Genomic DNA, 22,672 nt, shown 5'->3' with positions numbered 1-22,672 from the left:
AAACAATTGAACGAACCTGGAACCCAAACAGTGGACGGTCATACTATTTTGGTGAACACATTTGCTTATTCCATGGAAGAGGTGGAAAAAGCGGCCGGGTCCGATGCCGACGGGATCGGCCTCTTGAGCACCGATTTCATGTATTTGAACCGCAACGACCTGCCGGGGGAAGAGGAACAGCTGGAAACGCTGTTGCAAATCAACAGGAAGATGAACAATCGGACGGTTACGGTGCGCACCCTGCAGTTGCCCGCCCGTTGCATACCCGCCTTGCGGGACGCCGGGTTGCCGGATGAATGCCGGGGCGTGCGCCTGGGACTGGCCCACCCGGAAATACTGGAAACCCAGCTCAGGGCCTTGATCAGGGCCGGCGCGGAAGGCAGTTTTCGCCTTATGCTGCCCATGGTATCCGACGTTTCGGAAATCCTCCGGGTCAAGGAAATGATCAATAAAATCCACAGCGAATTCACGGAACAAAATATAAGTTTTGACTCTTTTATCGAGCTGGGGGTGGAGGTGGAAACCCCGGCGGCGGTGGTGATGGCTCCGGTGCTGTCCTTTGAAATATCCTTTTTTATCGTCAGCGAAAAACTAAAAGGCCATACCCTGGCGACGGGCGACAACGGCGCCTCTAATTGCAACGAGCTGCTGCACGACTATACCCCTTCCTTCCTGTTTCAACTTGAAAGCCTGGCGGCAGAAGTGCGTAAACGGCGCAAGCCGGTGGGCGTCGCGGCTCCCCTGGCCGGGCAGCCGGCGGCAATACCCCTGCTGGTGGCGCTGGGGGTGAATGAACTGGTGGTGGCACCGGAGCAAATCGAACAGGCCCGGCGGATTATCGCCCGCCTCACTATACCCCGGGCCAAACTTGTGGCCTCCAAAGCCATGTCCTTCTGGCATCCCGGTGAAATCCGGCGCTATGCCGAAGAATGCCTGCCCCGCCTATTGAAGTAAGCTTCGGACACCTGGCGCCGGAACACCGGTTCATCAAGCAACCCTACCAAAAAAACAAACCCTTAAAGGAATCAGGATGCATTCCCTTAAGGGTTTTAAGTTATTAATTTACGACCTGGTTCCGTTCGTGATCCCATTCCGCCCTTGCCGGGCGCTATAATAGTTCACCTTTCAACTTAATCTTTTCCGCCTTTGGATCATTAATCGCTTCATAAGCGCCCATTGCCGCCAGAGCAACCAGGATACCGTTTAGCCCGGCCAGCCCCGCGGATTTTGCAGTGAAATCATGCCGCGCATACAGTAAATAAGCTTGCAGCAACCAGGCCCAGCCCAGACAATATAAGCGAACAACCCAGTCCGAAAATTTGTTTTTAATAAATCCCTTGGTAAATTGCACCACAAAGAGGACTAAGCACATCATACCGAAGAATATTGCCGGGTAGCCCATCGTGAAATTGTGTGACATACCGTATCACCCCTTCCAGCCCTGGCCTCTGTCAGTATTTTCCTGTCAATATAACCTATGCATCCCATTATTACTTGGTCATTAACCGGATAAAAAAATTCGAGTGTTACTCGTTAGGTACATTATCTTTAATATCTAACGTAGCTACTACTTTTTCGATATGCTTCCCTTCCTCTTCAATATTTTTTAATATTTGGATCAACATTTTCATTTGATTTGCCCCTACTACGGCATTAGCCGCCAATAACAATAGTTGCAAGTCATTTTCAAAATTTAAAAGGAGTTCGCTCACTGATGGAGGGTGTGAAAAACGTAAAATTAAAATAAAAACTAGAGATGCCCAAAAAAACCACATATTTCCGGTTAACCTGCTGACAATTTCCGCTATTCGTTCATTGAAATCGTCAACCCGGCGAAAGTTCATAACTATACCCTCCCCCAAAACATTTACGGTATTGGAAGACCACAAACGCTTAGCCCCCGGCTTTAAACAAGCCCGCATGAGTTATGCATTATATACTACTGCCAGCCTTTTGATTTTGTTCCTATTTTTCCCTGAAGAAGGCATCAGGACGCTGCATCAAATAATTCCGGACCCCCGGCCCCCAAAAATGGGTCATACCGGCCTTGAATGTTTAATATATTCCAACAAGGGGACTTGGACATCCTTATGTTTTACGGGGGTTTTATTTTATGCAAAACCTGGATAAATACTTCGCGCGCGTTGACGAGCTGAGGGAAACTTTCACCACGCCCCGGGACGTGCCGGCCGTCGCGTTTACGGGGCCCTACAACACGGGCAAGTCCACTTTGATCAACAACATGCTGGGGCAGCAAATCTCGCCGGTCGACATCATCCCCACCACTTCTTCGTTAATCCGCTTCAGTTACGGCGAGCGTTTCCTGGCCCGGGTACATTACACCGGCCGCCAGGTTACCGCGCTGACGGTTTCCGAACTGGCCGGGCTCCTGGCCAAAAAGCAGGCGCCGGGCCGGGAGATTCAGAAGGTGGACGTGCAGTTCAAGCATGCTCTTTTACAAAGACTGCACCTGATTGACTCTCCCGGCACCGACGCCGTCAACGGCCCGCCGTCCCTGCCCGGCGGGCTGAAGGAAGCCGACCACATTGTTTACTTGCTGCACCAGCGCGGCCCGGGTGAAGCGGACCGGATCGCCATCCGGGAACTGGTGGAGCACCGGGGCGCGGCCCGGATCTCCTTTTGGATCAACTGCAACCTGGGCCGGTGCGACGGCAGTTCCCTGGAAGAATCCCGCCGGGTGCTGCGGGAAATATGCGGCGGCGAAATCACGGTTTACTTGATCAACACCATGGACCCCGGTGACGTGGAAAAATTCCGCTATTTCATCGAGGACAGGGCCGCGACAACAACTTTACAGCGTGTAAACGGAAAATTAAAGGAACTGGACAGCCGGATACCCGGTCTGGTCGCCGGTTCCTTGCGTGAATCCGGTGATTCCGCGTTCCTGGTCAAGTTTTGGGAGGCCCGGGAGTGCGCCCGCCGGGTTATCCACGGCCAAAACCTGGTCAAATCCATCCCACCCGTTTCGCAGCAAATTAGAACCATGCTGGAGAAACCAACAGCCACGGCAAAACCCCCGGGCGGAGTTCAGGTTGTATACGCGACAGCCGGCCGGGCTCCCGATCCGGGAGAGGTAAGGTCCAAAATCAAGTCCCTGCTGGAAGGAATCATGGCCGACCGGGCACTGTCCTCCTGCCCCGGTGCCCTTGACGAGCTTAAAGCCCTTGCCGCCAGGTTGGACCGGGAGCAGTACCTGGTTGCGGCCGCCGGAGGTTTTTCCAGCGGCAAGTCCACCTTTTTCAACGCCATTATGGGCGAAAATCTGTTGCCCGCAGAAAACCGCCCCACCACTTTTGCCATCACCCTGCTCAAGCACGGGGCGGTAAAAAAAGCCACCGTCACCTACGCCCGGCGTGTGGTGATCCCCACCCATTACAGGGACGGCGATCACGTCATCATTTGCCGCCATGAATTGGCCACTTTGGAGCGCTGGTTGACCGATCCCGGGTTGTCCGGCCCAATCACCGCTCTGGAGCAGAGCAAAAACGGTGTTTTATCCGGGATTACCGCCGCCGGGGTGTTGCGGGAGCTGGAACAGTTGAAGACGGCCTTCGCCAGGGTAAAGCGAAGCTTTCATAACGGCAAACGTCCCTGGAAATCGCTGTTTAAAAAAATCCCCGTCCAAAAGTTCACTGGTAGCAACCTGGCGGATGCATTCATTGTTCATTTCCAGAATGCCGAAAAAACCGAGTTAAACCTGGAAACCGAGGCGGGCCGCCTGGCTCTGGCGGAAATCGCCGGGTCGCACCTGGCGCTGCGGGTGAAAAATATTGAAATCAGTCACCCCGCGGAACTGTTACGGGCGGCCACGTTTGTGGACACGCCGGGGCTTGATTCCGTCTATCACCGGCACCGGGAACTCACCGCCCGCTACCTGCCGGCCTCGGATTGTTTTCTCCTGTTTCTCAACGGCAAGCATATTTTAACCAAACCGGACCTGGGGATTGTGCGGATGATTATAAACGCTTTTTCCGGCGACAAGGCTTCGGCCCGCAAGTTATTTGTCGCGGTCAATTTCGCCGATGCCCTGACCTCCCGGGAGCAGGAAAAAGTGCGCAATTTCCTGCACGAGAACATGGTTAAACCTTCGGCCGGCACGGTGCGCCCCGACCGGATTCATTTCATCTCCGCCCTGGATGCCCTGACCGGGCGCGACAGAGAGAATTTCTCCCGGTTGATAAACCAGTTGAAGAACCAGATCTGGGAATCGCGCTGCGAGGATAATTACCGGCAATACCTCCGCGCGGCCACAGGTATCTTGGATTCAATAATATCCCGCACCGCACCGGAAACAGACACAAACAATTCACAATGGGAACAGTTCGAACCGGCGGTGGAGAAACTGCTGGACGAAATCGGACAAAATCTGGCGGCGTGGCGGGCAAAAATCGCTGCTTTCAACAGCCCGGAGGATTTTCGGGGCTTGCGGGAAGGCAGGCAGGTGGTGCGCAAAGGTCTCCTGGGCTTGTCCCGCAAGGTGAATCCGGTTCCCTCCTGCCGGGATCTGGCCGGTGACGTCAATTCAAGGCTGGCCCGTTTTCACCGGGAGTGGTTTGGGGAAACCGGTATAAACATTCCCGGTTTTAACGCCGGGGACATGGAAAGGGCCATCGACCAGCTGCTGGAAAGTAAATTCCACCTGCCGGAAGCCCGGAATGCGCTTTGCGAAATACTGACCCGGGAAGAATCCCGCATCCGCAACGCTTTTCACCGGGCGAGGGAGCAATGGGAAAACCGGTTTAAACAACCGGCCCGGGTATTGCGCCCCAATAAACAGCAGTCCCCCGAGCTTTCCTCCGCCGTCGAACGCCACACCGCCGCCATTAAAGAGCTGGAACGATACATTTCTTCCTTGGGAGGGATCAGTCATGGAGAACGCCAGAGCGCTGGATGACAGGCTGCGGAAAATCATCAGGGAAGTCAGCGACAGCACCGGACAGGAAATTAAGCGCGATCTGGTTCAGGAATTGGCCCGCCTGGTAAACGAAAATCATACCAGGGAAATATATGATTTGTTAAATTCCCTCAACCGGGCACTGAAAAAAATATAAAGGGGAGGAATTTACATGGCTTCCACAGGCATTTTCAAGGGGCAGAACGACGATGTGCAGCAAATTTTAACCGAAATTTTAACCGGCCTGAAGACCAAGTTTATTCAGCCCGTGCTGAACGAAAACAGCAGGCTGCTTAATACCATGGAGGAACTGAAAATCCAGGACCGGGCCGGAATTGAAGAACTCAAGGATCGCGTATCCCGGTTGGAACAGAAAGTGGAGGAAATCCCCCTGCTGGTCCTGACCGCCATCCGGGACGCCGTAAACCAGGCTTCCGAGGGGGTGTAACCGCGTGGCCAGGCTATACGACATGCCTCGGGAAACAGCCGGCCCCGAATTGACCACCTCGCTGGCCCAGTCGCTGAAAAAAGGCCTGCTCCTGCCCACGGAACAGAAATTCAACCTGCTGGAGCAAGACATCACCGCCCTGCGGCAAGAAATCGAAACCGGCACGGCCAAGTTGACCGTGGAAGTGGGTGATAAATTTGCCCGGCTTGAAGCCAGGCTGGCCGTGCTGCACAAGCTGCTCCGGGCCGGGGCGTCGCTTTCCCTGGTCACCCTGGCGTGCGTGATCGCCGTGCTGGTTATTCTCGCCGGCCGGTAGGCCCCGCGATAAAGCACAGCGGTTAAGGGGCGATCCGGCGGATCAGCCGCCTCATATCCCCGGGCAAAGGGGCGCGCAGTTTCACCGGGACACCGGTGCGGGGATGCCTGAAATCCACGGCAGCGGCGTGCAGGGCCTGCCTGCCGAAGGCGGTGGCATCCCCTTCATGTATACAATAAACTAAATCTTTATTGTTCACTCGATTCCCTCCGTTTAGTATAATATATCTTAAGTTGATGATTTTAAAGCAAACAACGGGTCTTTTAAAAGGAATTAAAGGGGATTGGAAATGATTCAGGTTGGCAACGTCTGGACCTATATCTTTGCGCCCGATGTGGACAATAAAGTGGCAGGCAAGTGGATTTACGAGGGCAGCGCCGATTTTTTCAGAGCCCTGGCGCCGCGGCTGGACGAACTGGCCAACAGCGGCGCGATCAATATGGCCAAATTTGCCAATAAATACCCCAAGTGCGATCCCTGTCCCTATATCAAGCACTCGGTGCTGTGTGTTTACACACACCGGCCCCGCGACGAAAAAATCAGGCAATTAATTAAAGAAAAACTGAACCTCTGGACGGAGACATACAAAACGGAGGAGCAAACCAGGATGGAATGGCGTCCGGGGGGCAAATTATACGAAGAATATATCCGCTACTGGAAGAATAAAAGAGGTTTTCTATGAAATACCTATTTAATCCGCGGTGCGGAGTAAAAACGCCCGTTGACCCAGGTCGGCGGGCTTAAATATGTTAAACCATGAAAAGAGGTAGCCCATGAACATGCAAACAATTGTCAACGCTTTAAACAGCCTCACCCTTTACCGCAACATTTTGCATGATCCCGTGGTACGCGCCTACATGGACCATCTTGCGGCGCTGGCGAACCCCGGCGGGCCGGCACATCCCGCCCACACTTACGGCAAGCTGTACCACCTGCTGGCCCAAACGGCCAACCCCACGACCGGCGCCGACGCCTGGCAAAACCATTTGCTGGACCTGATCCTGGATGACGTCAACCCCTTCAGCCTGGCGGCCTACAGTTCCAATATCGACTATACCGTTTTCATGCCGGCGGTGGAAAGGGACCTGGCTATTTTGCGCCTGGTTTTTGAAAACGGCGCCGAAGCGGTGCTGGAAGCAACCACACGGGAATTGCCCCGCCATCCCCCGCTGCCCGGGCACCTGGCGAGGCTGCCCCTCCCGGCGGCACCCCCGCCCGCCGGAGAACAATCCGCCGCCTGGCTGGAAGTGCGGGTGCGGTTCAAGGAAGAAATGGCCGCCGCGCCGCGGTGGGACAAGCTGGCCGGTCCGCTGGCCGCCCATTACGCCGAATTTGGCTGCGGCCTGTTCGGGCGCCATATCGCTTTCAAGTGGCAAAACGGCTCCCTGTGCGGCGTCAGCCGGCCCGACCCGGTCACCCTGGACGAGCTCATCGGGTACCAGGATGTCAGGCGGGAAATTATCCATAATACCCTGCAGTTTTTGCACGGCCTCCCCGCCAACAACATCCTGCTGTACGGCGACCGCGGCACCGGCAAATCCTCAACGGTCAAGGCGCTGCTCAACGAGTACTGGCCCCGGGGCCTGCGCCTGCTGGAAGTCCCCAAGCAGCAACTGGTTGAATTTCCTCACATTATCAAGGAACTGCGCCACCGCAGGCACCGGTTTATCCTGTTCGTGGACGACCTGTCCTTTGAAGAAAACGAAACGGGTTACAAGGACCTGAAAGCGCTGCTGGAGGGAGGACTGGAAGCACGGCCCACCAACGTGCTCATTTACGCCACCTCCAACCGGCGTCACCTGATCCGGGAAAATTTCACCGACCGCGAACCGGGCGCAACCGGCGGGGAAGTGCATGGCATGGATTCGGTGCAGGAAAAATTATCGCTGTCCGATCGCTTCGGCATCACCATCATCTTCCCCACCCCGGACCAGGAACTGTTCCTGAACATTGTCGCCGGGCTGGCCGGGCGGAGAAACCTGTCCATATCCTCCGAAGACCTGCGCCGGCGTGCGCTGCAGTGGTCCGCCTGGCACAACGGGCGCTCACCGCGTTCGGCCCGGCAGTTCATCGACCACCTGGAAGGGGAACTGGCCCTGGAAAAACTAAACCCTTAGCTCGGATACCGACTGGACCACGGCATCGGCAACGGACAGCTGTTCCCGGGTGCAAACCCCGGAAAGAACACCGATGCTCCCCGAGCCCACGCTTTTGGCCATGAATACATCCCTGGGGGTGTCCCCGACGACCACCGCCCGCTCGGGCTTCACCCCCAACCGGGAACAGGCCAGCAGGGCCATATCCGGGGCGGGCTTGGTTTCCTTGACCAGGTCGGCGCCAATTACGGCATCAAAGTAATCGATTAGTTGTAATGACGCCAGCGAAAGCCTGGATCTTTCGGTAACGTCGGCGGTGACCACCGCCAGCTTGAATTTACCGCGCCGCAAGTTGGCCAGCTGTTCCTCGAGCCCCGGCACCGGCCTGGTTAAAAAACCCCAGTCCATGGCCGTCTCGGAGCGCCGGGCCACGTCCGTTACCAGCCCGTGCGCCGCTTTCCCGCTCATCCCGGCCTGTTCCAGCACATGCACCAGGGCGTCCCGTAACCCGGTCATGGTGCCGCCCGCCAGCGGGCCCTCCGGGTCCACGTGCCAGCCCGCCAGGTCGACCCCCATGGCATCCTCCAGCGTTTTTCGCGAAACCGCTTCCCATTTTAAGGCGGCCATAATCTCATCGATAATATACCTCGACCACTCCAGCCACATCACCTTGAAATCAAGCAGGGTACCATCCTTATCCAACAGAATGGCATCACAGTCAAATACCCTGCCGTCCGCGTGCAGCAAAGGCAATTGGCCTCCTCCTTTTCTTACCATTTCTCAAATTCAAGCCGGCGAATGTAGTTTATTATATGCGCCCGGCCGAATCCTATTGCTAATGGTACCACGGAGGCGGCGCGCAGTCCACCCAAAACCGGTTTTATAAACTTGCTGGCGGTGAAATAATAAACAATAATAAATTACCAGGGGGTATTCAATTGGCGTACCGGATTGCAGTAAGGGTTGACCCGGACCATTCCGTCGACCCCAGTTATATTGTGCACTACCGGGTAACGGACGACGGGCGCATGGTGGGCGATGGCATCGTCCAGTATCACAGGCTGGCCGGATACAACGACATTCCCGTCAACGAAAACATTCCCCCGGAGGCCCGGGAACAAGTCAAACGGCACATCATCAATTCCGTAACGGATTATATCAATTATAAGCGCGGATAATCCGGGCCACCTTAGAACAAAAAGCCCCTGCACGGGGCCTTTCAATAATCGACAAAGTCTATAGTTCCAGCGCCTTGACCAGTTGCTGCCAGTCACAGTACCGGTTGACGTTGTCCCGGGCGACGTCTATGCCGGCCTGGTCGTTGGGTTTGAGGTGCCTCGACACCTGGCCGAGCATTTCAATGACAGTGTAGGTGTCCTGGTGTGTCAGCAGCACGGGCACTCCCTTTTCGCCCGCCCGGGCCAGCACTTTCACGTTTGGATACAGCCCACCGGTAAGGATCAACACCGAGGTGTGGGTTTCCAGCGCCGCCAGGGCCAGGTCCGACCGGTCCCCGCCCAGCACCACCGCTTTGTTGGCCGCCCGGCGCAAATAAGTCAGCGCGCTCTCCATGGTCATGGCGCCCACCACGACGTCCTCCACCAGCCGGTCCATGTTTTCCTGGCCCACCAGGACATCGGCGCCCAACCTTTCCTGGTATTCACTGACGGTGGGAGCGGAAATTTCGGGGCGGCTGGGGATAACGCCCAGCGTTTTAAATCCCGCCTCTTCCAGGATGGGCTTGAAAACCCCCTCGGTCTTGGCGAGCAGCGGCCTGGGCACGTTGTTGAACACCGTACCGGCCAGGGTTTGCCGCTGGGCCATGTAACGGTTGTAAAATATCGCCTGGTCCAGGCTGAAATCGTTTTCCACCTTCATTACCGTAATGATTTGTGAGCCAAACTCCCGGGCCAGGGTTAAGGGATCCAGGCCAACCGAAGACATGGCGTAAGGATATATCGCCCCTTCCACCAACACCACGTCACAGTCGCGGGAAATTTCATCAAAGGCCGACCTGATCTCCCGCAGCGAAGTCATGTTGGCGCCGGGCCTGCTTAAATAGGAAGGCCCCGCTTTAGCCGGGCTGATCAATCCCACCGGCGCTTCCATTTCCAGCACATGCTTCATCAACACGGCATCTCCGCCGGGAATTTTGCCGGAAGCCGATTTTCTCCCGGTATCCACCGGTTTGAAATAGCCCACCCGGTAACCAAGCTCCTTGAACTTTAAAGCCAAACCCAGGGCTACCGCCGTTTTACCGCTATCGGGGTTACCGATAATATAAAGATTTTTCATCAGCGAACACCTCACGATATGGTGATTTTGATATCCAGGGCGGAAATTCCATCTTCATAAGCAAAAACAGGGTTTATATCCATCTCGGTAATTTCCGGGAAATCATTAACCAGTGCGGCCACCCGCCGTATCACGTCCACCAGCGCGGCAATGTCCCGGGGTTTTTCACCCCGGTAGCCCCGCAGGAGGGTATAAGCCTTGGTTTCCCGCAGCATGTTTTCAATCTCCCGCTCCGTCAGTCCTTTAGCCAGCCTGAAGCTGACGTCCTTGAGCAGGTTGACGTAAATGCCGCCCAGGCCAAAGGCGATCAGGGGGCCGAACTGGACGTCCCGGGTCATGCCGATGATCAGTTCCGTTCCCTTCGGCATCATTTTCTGCACCTCGATGCCGTAAATAACAGCCTGGGGCATGTAACCATGCACGTTATCCATGATTTCCATGAACGCCTGGCGCACTTCGCCGGCGGAGCCCAGGCCTATTTTTACGCCGCCCACGTCGGTTTTGTGCAGAATCTTTGGCGAGGCTACTTTCAACACCACCGGGTAGCCCATCTTTTCGGCCTCATCCACGGCTTCCTCCGGGGAAGTAGCCAGCGCCACGGGCGCCGCGGAGATGCCGTAACACCGGGCAACTTCAGCCGCTTCGCTACCCAGCAATACCAGGCGATTATCCTTGATTACATCATAAAATATAGCCTTGACTCCCTTGCGGTCAATACCCTGCAAACCGGCTGCGGCTTCCTCCACCGGGCTATTCACTATTTCATTGTACTTCACCAACCCGCTGATTGCGGCAATGGCAGGTTCCGGGAAAGTAAAGCAGGGCACCCCCGCCCGGGCCAGCATGGCAGCGCCTTCAGCCAGGCTTTCACCTCCCATATATGCCGCAAAAATGGGCTTATCGGGAAATTCTTTCCGGGCCTCCAGAATCGCCTCGGTGGTTTCAACCGGTTGCGTAACCCCCACGGAGCACATTAACACAACCACGCTGTCCACGTTGGGGTCGGCGCAGACTTTTTGCAGGGCGAACCTGTACCGGTCGGCCTTGGCGTCGCCCAGCACGTCCACGGGGTTGTAAATATTTGCCTCTGCGGGTAGGTTTTCTCGTAATTCTTCCAGGGTCTCCTTGGTAAAGCGGGCCATTTGCAATCCCCTGTTTTCCACGTTGTCCGTGGCGATGATCCCCGGCCCGCCGGAATTGGTGACAATGGCCACCCGGTTACCCCCGGGTACGGGGGACTTGGCGAAAGCCACGGCCAGTTCGAAAAGCTCGGTCATGGTGCGGGCCCTGATGATGCCGCACTGGCGGAAGGCCACATCGTATGCCAGGTCGCTGCCCGCCAGGGCGCCGGTATGGGAGGAAGCTGCCTGCGCTCCGGCCTGGCTGGTGCCCGATTTAATCACGATGATCGGTTTTTGCCGCGCCGCCCGCGACGCTACTTCCACGAACCGGGGCCCGTCCACGATGTCTTCGATGTAGCACATGATGACCCTGGTATTGGGGTCGGCGGCGGCTTCTTCAATAAAGTCAATTTCGGACAGGTCGGCCTTGTTGCCGAGGCTGACCACCTTGCTGAAACCCAGCCCCACCGAGGCGCTCCAGTCCAGAAGGGCCACCAGCATGGCGCCGCTCTGCGACAGGAAGGCGATTTCTCCCTGTTTGGGAAACTGCGCCGCAAAGGAGGCGTTAATGGGAGTATGCGTATCAATAAGTCCCACCACGTTGGGACCCAGCATGCGCATACCGTAATCGCGGCAGGTCTGCAGGAGCTTTTTCTCCAATTCCAGCCCTTCAGCCCCAACTTCTTTGAAACCGGCAGTGATCACCACCAGGTTTTTGACCCCGGCCCGGCCGCACTCTTCGGCCACGCCCTGCACCCGGGCAGCGGGCACGGCAATTATGGCCAGATCCACTTGTTCCGGAATGTCGGCCACCGACGGGAACGCGGCCAGGCCGCAAATTTCCTTCTCCCTGGGGTTGACCGGAAAAATTCTGCCCTTGTAACCGCAATTGATCATATTGTTTATTATAGTATAGCCAATTTTTCCAGGTTTTGGGGAAGCGCCCACCACGGCAACCGTCTCCGGCTTGATCAAGCTTGTGAGTTCGTTCACCATCCTCACCTCGACAATGCTTCAATGTAATTTTAAACCAGTTGTCAAAAAATAAATCTAAATTTTGTTAATTAGCTTGTTAACATTATATCCAGCGAGGTTTAAATAGTAAACGGACAGCCGGAAAGTTCATCTTTTAAAATTATTGTTAATTGAGAGAATATGCAAAATACTAACAAGTAAAATCCCTGGGTATCACCAGCCAGGCAATCAGGTAAACCAGAATGCCGGGAAATGCGGCGGAAACTACGGAAACCAGTACATAAACCAGCCTGACCAGGGTCGGGTCTACGCCAAGGTATTCCGCCAGCCCGCCGCAAACACCACCGATCATGTAATTGCGGCTGGAACGGTATAACCTTTTTATTTGTCTGGCCATGAACACGTTCTCCTCTGATCATTTACTTCAACGGCAGGTCAAACCCTGTCCGGTTTAAAGCCGGGGAAATTACCCCCGGCTTTTTACACTTTTGTTGCTTGTTACGGCCGGTAATAACCCCTGACCACCCGCGGCGCCATCATCTTGATTAACAGCATGCCCATTAAAAACCCGCCCACATGGGCCCACCAGGCCACCGGGTTGGCGGCGCCGCCCAGGGAGGCCACCCCGTTGAACAGCTGGATGAAAAACCACAGAGCAATAAAAATTACCGCGGGGATCTCCATCAAGGTAAAAATAATTATAATGGGCACCAGGGCCAAAATGCGGGAGCGGGGAAAGGCGATGATGTAAGCCCCCAGCACTCCGGCCACGGCGCCGCTGGCGCCCACAACCGGAATGGTCGACGCCGGGTTGGTGATAACATGAACCACCCCGCCCGCAATCCCCGCCAGCAGGTAGAACAACAGGTACTTGAAATGTCCCAGCCTGTCCTCAACATTATCCCCGAACACCCAGAGAAAGAGCATGTTGCCGATAACGTGGACCCAACCGCCGTGTATGAACGTGGCGGTGATGAAATTTATCAACACCGGTGTCAGCGGCGCCCCCGTGAAAATCGTGTTCAATACATCGGCCGGGATTAAACCGTATGTATAAAAAATCTGGTTGAGGCGATACGGCTCAACTGTTACTTCCTTAAAGTAAATCACCAGGTTTAAAATAATGATGGCCAGGTTGACAACGGGAAAGGTTCTCGACCTGGCGCTGTCCCTTAACGGAATCAACAGGCTTTCTCCTCCCGGTGGGTAGTTCCCTTTAATAATACTACAATATACAACAAAACGTTACCATTTTTTAATGCCTTATTCCTTTTCTTATTCTGTGCAGTTGAGTTAAAAAATAAAAACGGGAAAGTTTTTTTCACCTGCCTCCCCGTTTTTTTATAACCGCCCCGGTGGTTCAACACACTCCGAAATAACGCCGGATCGCCTCCGCAACCGACCATTATGATTAGGGAATCACCTTATTAAGGGGGTATTCGATAATATCCTGGGCGCCGGCCCGCTTTAAGGCGGGGATCAGGTCACGAACCTGTTTTTCCAGCAGCACAGCCTCGATGGCCAACCAGTCGCTATTGATCAACTGGGATACCGTGGGGTGCTTCATCGCCGGCAATATGGCCAGCACATCGTCCAGCTTGTCTTTGGGCACATTCATCTTCAGCCCCACTTTGGAATCGGCCAGCAGCGCGCCCAGCAACAACACCGCAAGGTTCTGCAGTTTTTCTCTTTTGAAGGGGTCCTCCCAGGCCTGCTTGTTGGCATGCAATTTAGTGGTGGATTCCAAAATGGTGTCGATGACCCGCAGCTTGTTGGCGCGCAGGGAGCTGCCCGTTTCCGTGATGTCAACGATGGCGTCAACCAGGTCGGGCACCTTGACCTCGGTTGCGCCGTAACTGAACTCCACTGTGGCGCTTACGCCGTTTTTAGCCAGGTAATTACGGGTCAACCGCACCAGTTCGGTGGCAATGCGCTTACCCTGCAGGTCCTGAACCGAGTTGATGTTGCTGTTTTCCGCCACCGCGATCACCACCCGGATGGGATTGGTGGTTTGCTTGGAATAGACCAAATCGGCCACTTCCACCACATCGGCCTCGTTTTCCAGGATCCAGTCCAGCCCGCTGAGACCGGCGTCCAGCACCCCTTCGTTCACGTAACGGGGAATTTCCTGGGCGCGCATGAGCACCACTTCAATTTCCGGGTCGTCTATGGAAGGATAGTACGAACGGCTGCGTACCGAAATATTGAATCCAGCTCGTTTAAACAGCTGAAACGTTGATTCCTGCAGGCTGCCCTTGGGCAGGCCCAGTCTCAGTTTCTTCAAGCTCATAACTTCAAGTCCTCCTTACTTTACCTCGTTATCTATTTAGCATGTTAAAGCATACTTTAAACAGTATATACCCCTGCGCTCTTGCTGTCAATATAAAATATTGCCCCGGTCCGAATCCGGAGAGATTTTTAACTTCCCGGACGAGAAGTCCCTGCCCGCCAGGGCTATTTCACCTGTTGTTTTGCTTTGGATCTTCTGATACGATGTATCTATGAAGACGTTATCGCCAACCAATGAATACCATCTTTCCATTACCAAAATAACCAGGTGCCATGTTTTTTTCAACCTGTTCGTAAACGGTTATCTCGCCAATACCGACGGTTATATCTGCCTTTCCCGGGAAGATTTCGACCGCCTGTACAGGGACCTTTTCCGTTCCTCCCACGGCCGCTGCATCAAAAGCTATAGCACCAACCCGCCAACCGAATTTTATTATTAGCCCTTTCCCTTAAATACTTTTACTTTGATTTTGCTGCAAAAACCGGCCTGCATCTTGCGCTCCGGCGGTTTCTTATGGCAAGCCTGTATTATCCCGGTTTATACCGGAAAAAATGACATATAGTTGCACAAACAGCTTGCTATGGTGAAGGGAGAATGGATCGTGCGAGTGGTTGCAGCGGCAACGGCGCTGGCCATAATACTCAATCTTGCATTCCTTGCGACAGCCGGCGCAGAATTAAATCAGGATCTAAACGACACCCCGGAAAGCGTTATTATCCTGTGGACCGACGGGCCAACACTTAAAGCGATCAACCTGACTTTTTTCCCCGAAAAAAACGGTCCCGTCGGAATTGTATCCGTGCCAAAGCATACACTGATTGACAGCGAACGGGGATCATTAACCGCGGAGGACTTTTACTACCGGTATGGCCGGGAAAATCTTGTCCGGCAGCTGGAAAAGTTGTTCAAGACTTCCATCGGGGCTTTTATCAGCGTAGATCAGCGGACGCTGGTGAATATCAGCGGCATAATCGGCCGGATTGACATGAACGGTAAAAAAACCACTCTTGTGGACGTTTTTGAAGGCAATTATATCAACGGCCCGGTGAACCTGCAGGTTGAAATAAGGCAGCTGGCGGGCGCCATGATCACGCCGGCCTTGCTGCTAAAGATTCCCAAGGTGGTCTGGATTTTCAGTTCCCAGGTGGACAGTGACATCGGCCCGAGGCATTTAATGGCCTTTTACCGGGTGATTCGCTACCGCGGACCGGAAGTGCTGCAAAAAAAGGCGGTGCCGGGCCAAATTCTTGTAAACGGCAGCCGTAAATATCACCGGGTCAACCCCGACGCCTGGACGCGGACTTTAAAGGAGGTAACTTCGTAATTTGTGGCTTGGTCTGCTAATGTATTTCAGAGATTAAAAGTGGGCAGATGCTTCAACCTGCCCACTTTTTTGATATTTACTTGACCACGATATTCACCAGCTTGCCCGGTACCGGGATTATTTTGACCACCTTTTTATCGCCGATGAGTTCCTTGACCCGCTCCTGCTGCATCACCAGTTCCTGCATGGCGTCGGGTTTGATGCCGGCCGGCACCAGCATCCGGTCGCGCACCCTGCCGTTGATCTGCACCACGATGGTAATTTCATCCTCCACGATGGCCTCGGGATCGTATGCCGGCCAGGGCTGGGCGTGAATGCTGCCCTCGTGCCCGGTGATCTCCCACAGTTCTTCAGTGATGTGCGGGGCAAAGGGCGCGAGCAGCAGCAGCAGCGCGTCCACCGCCTCCCGCATTACCCCGGGGTCGCGGTCGGACTCGGGCACCTCCCGGAACTGGTACATGGCGTTGACCAGCTCCATGATGGCGCTGACCGCCGTGTTGAAATTAAACCGGTTGCCCACGTCCTCGGTTACCTTCTTTATGGCCAGGTGGGTCATCCGGCGCATATCCCTGTTAACCCCCACCAGCCCGGAGGGGTTTGCCAACCCGGCACCGGCCAGGGAGTCGCCCAGGGGCGCCACCAGGCGCCAGACCCGGTTCAGGAAGCGGTAGCACCCTTCCACTCCCTGGTCGCTCCATTCAAGGTCGCGCTCGGGCGGCGAGGCGAACAGGATGAACAGCCGGGCGGTGTCGGCCCCGTAAGCGGCCACGATGTCTTCCGGGCTCACCACGTTGCCCTTGGATTTGCTCATCTTGGCCCCATCCTTGAGCACCATGCCCTGGGTGAGCAAATTGGTAAAAGGTTCCTCGTTGTCTACAAGCCCCATGTCGTACAGCACCTTGGTGAAGAACCTGCTGTACAAGAGGTGCAAAATGGCATGCTCCACACCGCCGATGTACTGGTCGACGGGCAGCCAAGCCCTGACCTTTTCGGGGTCCCAGGCGTTGTTTTCGTCCCGGGGGCTGGTGTAACGGTAATAATACCATGATGAGCACATGAAAGTGTCCATGGTATCGGTTTCCCGGCGGGCGGGGCCCCCGCAGGCCGGGCAGGTTGTGTGCACGAAGGCGGGATGATCCTCCAACGGCGACCGCCCCGTGGGTTTAAAGGCCACGTCCATGGGCAGCAGCACGGGCAGATCCTCCTCGGGCACCGGCACCACGCCGCACTTATCGCAGTAAACGATTGGGATGGGCGCCCCCCAGTAACGCTGCCTGGAAATCAGCCAGTCGCGCAACCGGTAATTGACCGTACCACGCCCCACTCCCTTTTCCTCCAGAAAGCGGATAACGGCGCCGATACCCTCCTTGTTCGGGGTGCCGTCAAACGGCCCGGAGTTGACCATCGCCCCCTCGCCGGTATAAGCTCCGGTCATGGTATCGGGGTCGAGGGCTTCGCCCCGGGGTTGAATCACCACCCGGATAGGCAGGCCATATTTGCGGGCGAATTCAAAGTCCCGCTGGTCGTGGGCCGGCACGCCCATCACCGCGCCGGTGCCGTATTCCATCAGCACGTAGTTACCCACCAGGATGGGCACCTTCTCCCCGTTCACCGGGTTGACGCAATAAGCGCCGGTAAACAGCCCGATTTTTTCCGCTTCCGTGGAGGTGCGGGCCAGTTCGCTCAGGTTGCGCACCCCGGCTATAAAATCCCTGATTTCTTGGGCCTGCGGTTTTCCTTCGATTAATTTCTCCACCAGCGGGTGCTCCGGGGCCAAAACCATGTAGGTGACGCCGTAGATGGTATCCGGCCGGGTGGTAAAAACGGTGATGGTTTCATCTTGCCCCTCGATGTCGAAGGTGATTTCCGCGCCCTCGCTGCGGCCGATCCAGTTTTCCTGCATAATTTTAACCTTTTCCGGCCATCCTTCCAACTTGTCGAGATCGGCCAGCAGCCGGTCGGCGTAATCGGTAATTTTAAAGAACCACTGTTCCAGCTCGCGTTTTTCCACGTCGCTCTTGCAGCGCTCGCAGGCGCCCTCCTTGACCTGTTCGTTGGCCAGCACGGTGGCGCAGGAAGGGCACCAGTTCACGGCCGCTTTTTTCTTGTAAGCCAACCCCCGGTGGTACAACTGCAGGAACAGCCACTGGGTCCACTTGTAATAGCCGGGGTGGCAGGTGGCCACCTCCCGGTTCCAGTCGTAGCTGATGCCCAACTGCTTTAGCTGGGCCCGCATGGCATCGATGTTGTCCATGGTCCACCGGGCCGGGTGCAACGCGCCGTGCTTGATGGCGGCGTTTTCCGCCGGCAGCCCGAAAGCGTCCCAACCCATTGGGTGCAGCACGTTGAAACCCTGCATTGTTTTAAAGCGAGCCACCACGTCTCCGATGGAGTAATTGCGCACGTGGCCCATGTGCAGCTTGCCCGAAGGATAAGGGAACATCTCCAGGCAGTAGTAGTTGGGCCGGTCGCTGAAATCCGGCACCGCGTACATATCTTGTTCCGCCCATTTTTTTTGCCATTTGGCTTCGATTTGTTTAAAGTCGTAACGGTCTATCATGGCTTCCTCCCGTTTCACCTTGAACTGAAAAAATTACCAAAATTAAAACCGGCTTCCTGTTTTAACTACCGGTCGAAAACAGGCCTGCCGGCTCGGATCCAAGAAGCGATATGGCTTAACGGCTTAGCTACATTTTCATCTCTGTATATTATCATATTTTGTCACAATAAACAAATTCTACGGCCATACTCCGGGTTCACCCGGTCAGGCCGGTATAAACGAAAACCGGGCCGGTTCCGCTCAGGCGGTGCCCAGCATATCTTCATCCAGCCGGGCCAACTTGATGCCCATTTCCCGCAGTTTGAACTTCTGTACCTTGCCGTTGGCGGTGGTGGGAAAAGCGGTTACAAAATGAATATACGAGGGTATTTTATACCGGGCTATCTTACCTTCACAAAATTCTTTAATCTCATCCTCGCTGACCATGGCCCCCTCCTTCAACTGGATAAAAGCCATCACTTCCTCGCCGTACTTAGCGCTGGGCACGCCGACAACCTGAACATCCTTCACCTGGGGATGGGTATACAAAAATTCCTCCACTTCCCTGGGATAGATATTCTCCCCGCCCCGGATGATCATATCCTTGATCCTGCCGGTAATGCGCAGGTAACCGTTTTCGTCCATAATGCCCAGGTCGCCGGTGTGCAGCCAGCCGTCCTCGTCAATGGCGGCGGCTGTGGCCTCCGGCATTTTGTAGTAGCCCTTCATCACGTTGTAACCCCGGGCGCAGATTTCCCCCTGGCAGCCCGCGGGCAACTCCCGGCCGGTTGCCGGGTCGACCACCTTCACCTCCACGCCTTCCAGCGCCTTGCCCACCGTGGATACCCTTATTTCCAGGGGATCGTCCACCCTGGTCATGGTGATGCCCGGTGCGGCTTCGGTCTGACCGTAGGTAATCACTATTTCCCGCATGCCCATTTTTTCCACCACGGCCCGCATCACTTCAATGGGGCAGGGCGCCCCGGCCATGATGCCGGTGCGTAGCGATGAAGTGTCGTAGCGCCGGTTTTCCAATACCTCCAGTTCCGTGATAAACATGGTGGGAACCCCGTGCAGCGCGGTGCACCTTTCCCTTTCCACCGCCTCCAGCACCGTTACGGGGTTGAATGATTCAATCATTACCATGGTGGCCGAAGCCGTCACGCAGGTCAGGGTGCCCAGCACGCACCCAAAGCAGTGAAACAGCGGCACCGGTATGCACAGCCGGTCATCCGGTCCGAAATTCATGCATTTCCCTATGCTCACGGCATTGCCCACCAGGTTTTTATGCGAAAGCATGACTCCCTTGGGGAAACCCGTGGTTCCAGAAGTGTATTGCATGTTGATGACATCATCCGGATCGAGGGAATCCTGCCGGGCCGCCAGCTCTTCATCGGAAATCCCCTCACCCATTTCAAGCATTTCATCCCAGGTGAAAATCCCGGGCGCCGGGTTCTCACCGATAAACACAACATTTCTCAACATGGGCAGTTTTTTACTGTTCAACCTGCCGGGCATGCTGTTTTCCAGCTCCGGGCACAATTCACAAACCATTTCCAGGTAATTGGAGTCCTTGATCCCGGCGGAAAATATCAATGTCGTGGCGTCGGAGTGGCGCAGCAGGTATTCCAGCTCGAATACCTTGTAATTGGTATTGACCGTAACCAGCACGGCGCCCATCTTGGCGCTGGCAAACTGAGCCAGCACCCACTGGGGCAGGTTGGGCGCCATGATGGCGATATGCTCGCCCCGCTTGATGCCGAGAGCCATCAATCCCTTGGCCACCCTGTTGCACTCGTGCTGAAATTGGCGGTATGTATATCTCAAGTTTCTACCGGGGTAGACCAGCGCTTCATTATGCGGGTACCTGCCCGCCGAGCGGTCCAACAAATCCCCGATGGTGATTTGTATGTTTTCTCCCAAAGTTGTCATCCCCCATTCTCAGCAGAAAAGTTATCCTGAAATCCGGTTTATCCCATAAAAGCAAGTAAACCCCTCATCCTGTTTAGGGACGAGAGGTTTACCCGTGGTACCACCCTAATTGATAAAGTCAAACTGGTGGAGCTGGCGGGACTCGAACCCGCGTCCTCTTCCATGCCAAGGAAGCGCGCTCCCTCTGCGCCACAGCCCCGTGACTTTAACCACTTAACGTAAATAACGGCATACACCGGCCCGGAATACTAAATTCATCCGGGCAACTCCGGGGCGAGTTCATCCGCTTGACCCACCGCCTCGCACCAACCGGCGGCTCTCTGCGAGCGCCGCGAACTAATACTCCCCTTCACTGTTTTTCCCATATTTCAACTGTGGTTTATTATAAAATAATCAATAAATAAAGTCAACGTCGAATAAATTGATTTTACAAACTCAGCGGGGTTTCCACCACCGGGGCGTCCCCCCACAGGCGTTCCAGGTTATAAAAAGCACGCTCCTCCTCATGGAAAATATGGATTACCACCGCGCCGTAATCCAGCAAAATCCAGCGGCCCGCCCGGAACCCTTCCACGTGGTGCTTGTTATAGCCGTGCTGTTGCAGGCGTTCCTCGACGGCATCGGCAATGGCCCGGGCATGTACGGGCGACCTGCTGCTGCAGATAATAAAATAATCAGCTACTATGGAAACACGCCCGATATTCAGCACAGTGATGTCCATGGCCTTTTTGGACTCGGCCGCCTCGACGGCAAGCTGCGCTATAACCTGAGAATCATTGATCAAAAAGCAATCCCCCCGTAATTTTGTATATATTTTTATTCGACCGCGGTCAGAAAGTTCCTGCCGGCGGGAAAATTCTTATTATAACAGCTATGCCAACCATACTGGCGGCTTGCAGGTCCCACGTTGATCGTTAATCCTTGTTCAACGCAAGCAGCAACCTGTTGCGGGCATTAACCGTAACGGGGTGAACCGGCTCCCCCGCCCGCAGGGACAGGCCGATGGCCATATCGAAACAGCCCAATAGCGCCCGGCCCAGGTCACGCCGCGCCGCTTCCCTGATGTTCTCCACGCCGGGGTAACGCCGTCCCGGCTCGATTTTATCGGCAACAAATACAATCTTGTCCAGCAGGGTCATGCTTTCCCCGCCCAGCGTGTGCAAGGCGATGGAACGGAGCACGGGAATATTGTCCACGCCGAATTCCCGCCGGGCCAGCTCGGCGCCCACCGGGGCGTGCAGCAACACAGGCAGCGCCCGTTCCACCCCGTTGACGGGCAGGTCAAATTGCCGCGCCAGCGCCAGCAACTCGTCGCCCGGCATATCCCTGGCGCAGTCATGCAATAGGCCCGCCACCGCCGCCTTGTCCCGGTCGGCGCCGTACAATTCCGCCAGCCGCACCGCGGTGTCCATGACCCCCAGGGAGTGCTCGAACCTTTTTGTATCCAGCATTCCCCGCAATCGCTCCAAATAAAACTTCATACGCAAAAAATCTTCCCTCCGAAGAATATCCAAGAACAGCTATATATTTTTTAAATCACTTCGGCTCAAAACCTTTGGCCAAGGAATCTTTCAGCGTGCTAAGCAATGTTTCATTATCTTCAGTTAAATCGGGAACAATGGGTACGCCTTCCGCATTAAGAATCTCGTTCATCTCGAAATAATCAACGCCCAGCATATCAGCACACTGCCTGATAGTCATCCTGCCATCGCGATAGGCCTGAATGGCTTCCTTTTTATTGATTTCACGTAAGGCGATAGAAACCAGTTGCTGAATAGCGGTTGACCGGTCCGCATATCTTTTGGCAGCATAGGCATCGACTCTTTTTAAAAGTGCCGGGTCAAAATGGGTAATTATTTTCATCCCTTTTTCCATCGCTTTTTGATCTCCAGATACATTTTAGCAGCGTTTTCGCTAAGTCGCTTATGCTTAACCAGCCCATTTAGGACAGCGGCAAATTCGTCGTAATTAAGAAAATATATCAACAGTTCCGGGGTGGTAAAGGTTTTAAGTTTTATATCATAGGCCTTTTTCCTTAATCTTATATCATCAGTTAATAACACGGCTTCTCTTTGCGCTGCCAATGATAATACACTATCATCAACGGGTGATATACCTCTGGTTCCCAGGCGGTTGTTTACACTAATAGTTTTTACTAAATTAATCCAAAACCTCTTTATATATCATTTAGTTGGTGTAAGATGACGGGGAATTGCCGACCCTTTTACCCAACGGGCCAGTTGGAATATTTGAGTGGGCGAAAGGAATTTGTGGCAACGCGTAGAAATATGTGGTGTCACCGGGTGCCGACATAAGCAAATCCGGTGATTTTGTTTTTAATGCGTGACTAGGCTAGACTACGGGTTTTATTAAATTGGTATTTAGAAAACACAAATAAACAGCTTGCCAATAAAGATATCA

General features: G+C 54.7%; 25 protein-coding genes and 1 tRNA gene. 10 read left to right on the top strand and 16 right to left on the bottom strand.

The annotated features are described in order from the left end of the window. The first annotated feature begins 6 nt into the window (after positions 1-6). Positions 7-954 (top strand): putative PEP-binding protein, encoded by a 948-nt coding sequence (locus IT084_RS04335; RefSeq protein WP_195711472.1) that lies wholly within the window; start codon positions 7-9, stop codon positions 952-954. A 154-nt stretch (positions 955-1,108) separates the two neighbouring features. Here the strand turns inward: IT084_RS04335 and IT084_RS04330 are convergent, their stop codons facing one another. Both IT084_RS04330 and IT084_RS04325 read right to left on the bottom strand, forming a co-directional pair. Continuing rightward, the gene (locus IT084_RS04330) at positions 1,109-1,420 is read right to left on the bottom strand and encodes a hypothetical protein (RefSeq protein WP_195711471.1); all 312 of its coding nucleotides are present in this window, start codon (positions 1,418-1,420) and stop codon (positions 1,109-1,111) included. A 106-nt stretch (positions 1,421-1,526) separates the two neighbouring features. Beyond that, a complete protein-coding gene (locus tag IT084_RS04325) occupies positions 1,527-1,844 on the bottom strand; it encodes a hypothetical protein (RefSeq protein WP_195711470.1) in 318 nt (105 codons plus the stop codon). A 269-nt stretch (positions 1,845-2,113) separates the two neighbouring features. Between IT084_RS04325 and IT084_RS04320 the strand changes: the two genes are divergently transcribed. Genes IT084_RS04320 through IT084_RS04305 form a run of 4 tightly spaced genes read left to right on the top strand, consistent with a single transcriptional unit; the run spans position 2,114 to position 5,679 of the window. Next, on the top strand, positions 2,114-4,915 hold the full coding sequence (locus IT084_RS04320; protein ID WP_195711469.1) for a dynamin family protein: 2,802 nt from the start codon (positions 2,114-2,116) through the stop codon (positions 4,913-4,915). Beyond that, positions 4,890-5,072 (top strand): hypothetical protein, encoded by a 183-nt coding sequence (locus IT084_RS04315; protein WP_195711468.1) that lies wholly within the window; start codon positions 4,890-4,892, stop codon positions 5,070-5,072. The genes IT084_RS04320 and IT084_RS04315 overlap by 26 nt, the downstream gene beginning before the upstream one ends. 15 nt (positions 5,073-5,087) lie before the next feature. Next, positions 5,088-5,363 (top strand): hypothetical protein, encoded by a 276-nt coding sequence (locus IT084_RS04310; protein WP_195711467.1) that lies wholly within the window; start codon positions 5,088-5,090, stop codon positions 5,361-5,363. A 4-nt stretch (positions 5,364-5,367) separates the two neighbouring features. After that, on the top strand, positions 5,368-5,679 hold the full coding sequence (locus tag IT084_RS04305) for a hypothetical protein (protein WP_195711466.1): 312 nt from the start codon (positions 5,368-5,370) through the stop codon (positions 5,677-5,679). Between the two features lie 22 nt (positions 5,680-5,701). Here IT084_RS04305 and IT084_RS04300 read toward each other — a convergent pair whose 3' ends face one another. After that, positions 5,702-5,878: a hypothetical protein gene (locus tag IT084_RS04300; protein ID WP_195711465.1), complete on the bottom strand. Its 177-nt coding sequence runs from the start codon at positions 5,876-5,878 to the stop codon at positions 5,702-5,704. Between the two features lie 90 nt (positions 5,879-5,968). Here IT084_RS04300 and IT084_RS04295 point away from each other — a divergent pair, with 90 nt between their 5' ends. After that, a complete protein-coding gene (locus tag IT084_RS04295) occupies positions 5,969-6,361 on the top strand; it encodes a hypothetical protein (protein ID WP_195711464.1) in 393 nt (130 codons plus the stop codon). 91 nt (positions 6,362-6,452) lie between these two features. Beyond that, on the top strand, positions 6,453-7,796 hold the full coding sequence (locus IT084_RS04290; protein ID WP_195711463.1) for an ATP-binding protein: 1,344 nt from the start codon (positions 6,453-6,455) through the stop codon (positions 7,794-7,796). Here the strand turns inward: IT084_RS04290 and IT084_RS04285 are convergent. Beyond that, positions 7,785-8,528: an HAD family hydrolase gene (locus tag IT084_RS04285; protein WP_195711462.1), complete on the bottom strand. Its 744-nt coding sequence runs from the start codon at positions 8,526-8,528 to the stop codon at positions 7,785-7,787. The genes IT084_RS04290 and IT084_RS04285 overlap by 12 nt on opposite strands. Before the next feature lie 185 nt (positions 8,529-8,713). Here IT084_RS04285 and IT084_RS04280 point away from each other — a divergent pair, with 185 nt between their 5' ends. Beyond that, the gene (locus IT084_RS04280) at positions 8,714-8,953 is read left to right on the top strand and encodes a hypothetical protein (protein ID WP_195711461.1); all 240 of its coding nucleotides are present in this window, start codon (positions 8,714-8,716) and stop codon (positions 8,951-8,953) included. A gap of 58 nt (positions 8,954-9,011) precedes the next feature. Here IT084_RS04280 and IT084_RS04275 read toward each other — a convergent pair whose 3' ends face one another. The 5 genes from IT084_RS04275 to hisG all read right to left on the bottom strand — a co-directional run bounded on the left by IT084_RS04275 (position 9,012) and on the right by hisG (position 14,456). Next, complete coding sequence (locus tag IT084_RS04275; RefSeq protein WP_195711460.1) at positions 9,012-10,070, bottom strand: phosphotransacetylase family protein; 1,059 nt, start codon at positions 10,068-10,070, stop codon at positions 9,012-9,014. A gap of 11 nt (positions 10,071-10,081) precedes the next feature. Then, positions 10,082-12,184: an acetate--CoA ligase alpha subunit gene (gene acs / locus IT084_RS04270; RefSeq protein ID WP_195711842.1), complete on the bottom strand. Its 2,103-nt coding sequence runs from the start codon at positions 12,182-12,184 to the stop codon at positions 10,082-10,084. Between the two features lie 172 nt (positions 12,185-12,356). After that, positions 12,357-12,563, bottom strand: a complete 207-nt coding sequence (locus tag IT084_RS04265) for a PspC domain-containing protein (protein ID WP_195711459.1) — start codon at positions 12,561-12,563, stop codon at positions 12,357-12,359. Between the two features lie 101 nt (positions 12,564-12,664). Continuing rightward, positions 12,665-13,351 carry a rhomboid family intramembrane serine protease gene (locus IT084_RS04260; RefSeq protein WP_195711458.1) on the bottom strand — a complete coding sequence of 229 codons (687 nt, stop codon included), beginning with the start codon at positions 13,349-13,351 and terminating at the stop codon, positions 12,665-12,667. Positions 13,352-13,577: 226 nt separating this feature from the next. Continuing rightward, a complete protein-coding gene (hisG, locus tag IT084_RS04255; protein WP_195711457.1) occupies positions 13,578-14,456 on the bottom strand; it encodes an ATP phosphoribosyltransferase in 879 nt (292 codons plus the stop codon). A gap of 211 nt (positions 14,457-14,667) precedes the next feature. On the opposite strand from hisG, the gene IT084_RS04250 reads away from it, so the two are divergent. Further along, positions 14,668-14,895 carry a hypothetical protein gene (locus IT084_RS04250; RefSeq protein ID WP_195711456.1) on the top strand — a complete coding sequence of 76 codons (228 nt, stop codon included), beginning with the start codon at positions 14,668-14,670 and terminating at the stop codon, positions 14,893-14,895. A 162-nt stretch (positions 14,896-15,057) separates the two neighbouring features. Next, the gene (locus IT084_RS04245; protein WP_195711455.1) at positions 15,058-15,780 is read left to right on the top strand and encodes a hypothetical protein; all 723 of its coding nucleotides are present in this window, start codon (positions 15,058-15,060) and stop codon (positions 15,778-15,780) included. Positions 15,781-15,856: 76 nt separating this feature from the next. Here the strand turns inward: IT084_RS04245 and leuS are convergent, their stop codons facing one another. The 7 genes from leuS to IT084_RS04210 form a co-directional block, all read right to left on the bottom strand. Continuing rightward, positions 15,857-18,340, bottom strand: a complete 2,484-nt coding sequence (leuS, locus tag IT084_RS04240) for a leucine--tRNA ligase (protein WP_195711454.1) — start codon at positions 18,338-18,340, stop codon at positions 15,857-15,859. Between the two features lie 240 nt (positions 18,341-18,580). Further along, complete coding sequence (locus IT084_RS04235) at positions 18,581-20,242, bottom strand: AMP-binding protein (protein WP_243276755.1); 1,662 nt, start codon at positions 20,240-20,242, stop codon at positions 18,581-18,583. 133 nt (positions 20,243-20,375) lie between these two features. Beyond that, positions 20,376-20,450: transfer RNA gene (locus tag IT084_RS04230), tRNA-Ala, on the bottom strand. 228 nt (positions 20,451-20,678) lie between these two features. Further along, positions 20,679-21,035, bottom strand: a complete 357-nt coding sequence (rsfS, locus tag IT084_RS04225; protein ID WP_195711452.1) for a ribosome silencing factor — start codon at positions 21,033-21,035, stop codon at positions 20,679-20,681. Positions 21,036-21,165: 130 nt separating this feature from the next. After that, a complete protein-coding gene (yqeK, locus tag IT084_RS04220; protein WP_195711841.1) occupies positions 21,166-21,732 on the bottom strand; it encodes a bis(5'-nucleosyl)-tetraphosphatase (symmetrical) YqeK in 567 nt (188 codons plus the stop codon). Between the two features lie 55 nt (positions 21,733-21,787). Further along, positions 21,788-22,126, bottom strand: a complete 339-nt coding sequence (locus IT084_RS04215; protein WP_195711451.1) for a UPF0175 family protein — start codon at positions 22,124-22,126, stop codon at positions 21,788-21,790. Next, entirely contained in the window at positions 22,111-22,335 is a 225-nt protein-coding gene (locus IT084_RS04210; protein ID WP_195711450.1) for a hypothetical protein, read from the bottom strand. The genes IT084_RS04215 and IT084_RS04210 overlap by 16 nt, the downstream gene beginning before the upstream one ends. Between the last annotated feature and the right edge of the window lie 337 nt (positions 22,336-22,672).

This window comes from Desulfallas sp. Bu1-1 (assembly GCF_015594625.1).
GTDB lineage: Bacteria > Bacillota > Desulfotomaculia > Desulfotomaculales > Desulfallaceae > JADNRQ01.
The sequence above is the reverse complement of the archived record's forward strand: the minus strand, read 5'-3'. Positions and strand labels throughout refer to the sequence as shown.

Bases quoted from the DNA above. Each gene is read 5' to 3' on its own strand.
- IT084_RS04310 (WP_195711467.1), top strand. From the start codon at position 5,088: ATGGCTTCCACAGGCATTTTCAAGGGGCAGAACGACGATGTGCAGCAA.
- yqeK (WP_195711841.1), bottom strand. From the start codon at position 21,732: ATGAAGTTTTATTTGGAGCGATTGCGGGGAATGCTGGATACAAAAAGG.
- IT084_RS04215 (WP_195711451.1), bottom strand. From the start codon at position 22,126: ATGGAAAAAGGGATGAAAATAATTACCCATTTTGACCCGGCACTTTTA.
- IT084_RS04325 (WP_195711470.1), bottom strand. From the start codon at position 1,844: ATGAACTTTCGCCGGGTTGACGATTTCAATGAACGAATAGCGGAAATT.
- hisG (WP_195711457.1), bottom strand. From the start codon at position 14,456: ATGAGCTTGAAGAAACTGAGACTGGGCCTGCCCAAGGGCAGCCTGCAG.
- IT084_RS04330 (WP_195711471.1), bottom strand. From the start codon at position 1,420: ATGTCACACAATTTCACGATGGGCTACCCGGCAATATTCTTCGGTATG.
- IT084_RS04250 (WP_195711456.1), top strand. From the start codon at position 14,668: ATGAAGACGTTATCGCCAACCAATGAATACCATCTTTCCATTACCAAA.
- IT084_RS04265 (WP_195711459.1), bottom strand. From the start codon at position 12,563: ATGGCCAGACAAATAAAAAGGTTATACCGTTCCAGCCGCAATTACATG.
- IT084_RS04295 (WP_195711464.1), top strand. From the start codon at position 5,969: ATGATTCAGGTTGGCAACGTCTGGACCTATATCTTTGCGCCCGATGTG.
- IT084_RS04290 (WP_195711463.1), top strand. From the start codon at position 6,453: ATGAACATGCAAACAATTGTCAACGCTTTAAACAGCCTCACCCTTTAC.
- IT084_RS04315 (WP_195711468.1), top strand. From the start codon at position 4,890: ATGGAGAACGCCAGAGCGCTGGATGACAGGCTGCGGAAAATCATCAGG.
- leuS (WP_195711454.1), bottom strand. From the start codon at position 18,340: ATGATAGACCGTTACGACTTTAAACAAATCGAAGCCAAATGGCAAAAA.
- IT084_RS04275 (WP_195711460.1), bottom strand. From the start codon at position 10,070: ATGAAAAATCTTTATATTATCGGTAACCCCGATAGCGGTAAAACGGCG.
- IT084_RS04320 (WP_195711469.1), top strand. From the start codon at position 2,114: ATGCAAAACCTGGATAAATACTTCGCGCGCGTTGACGAGCTGAGGGAA.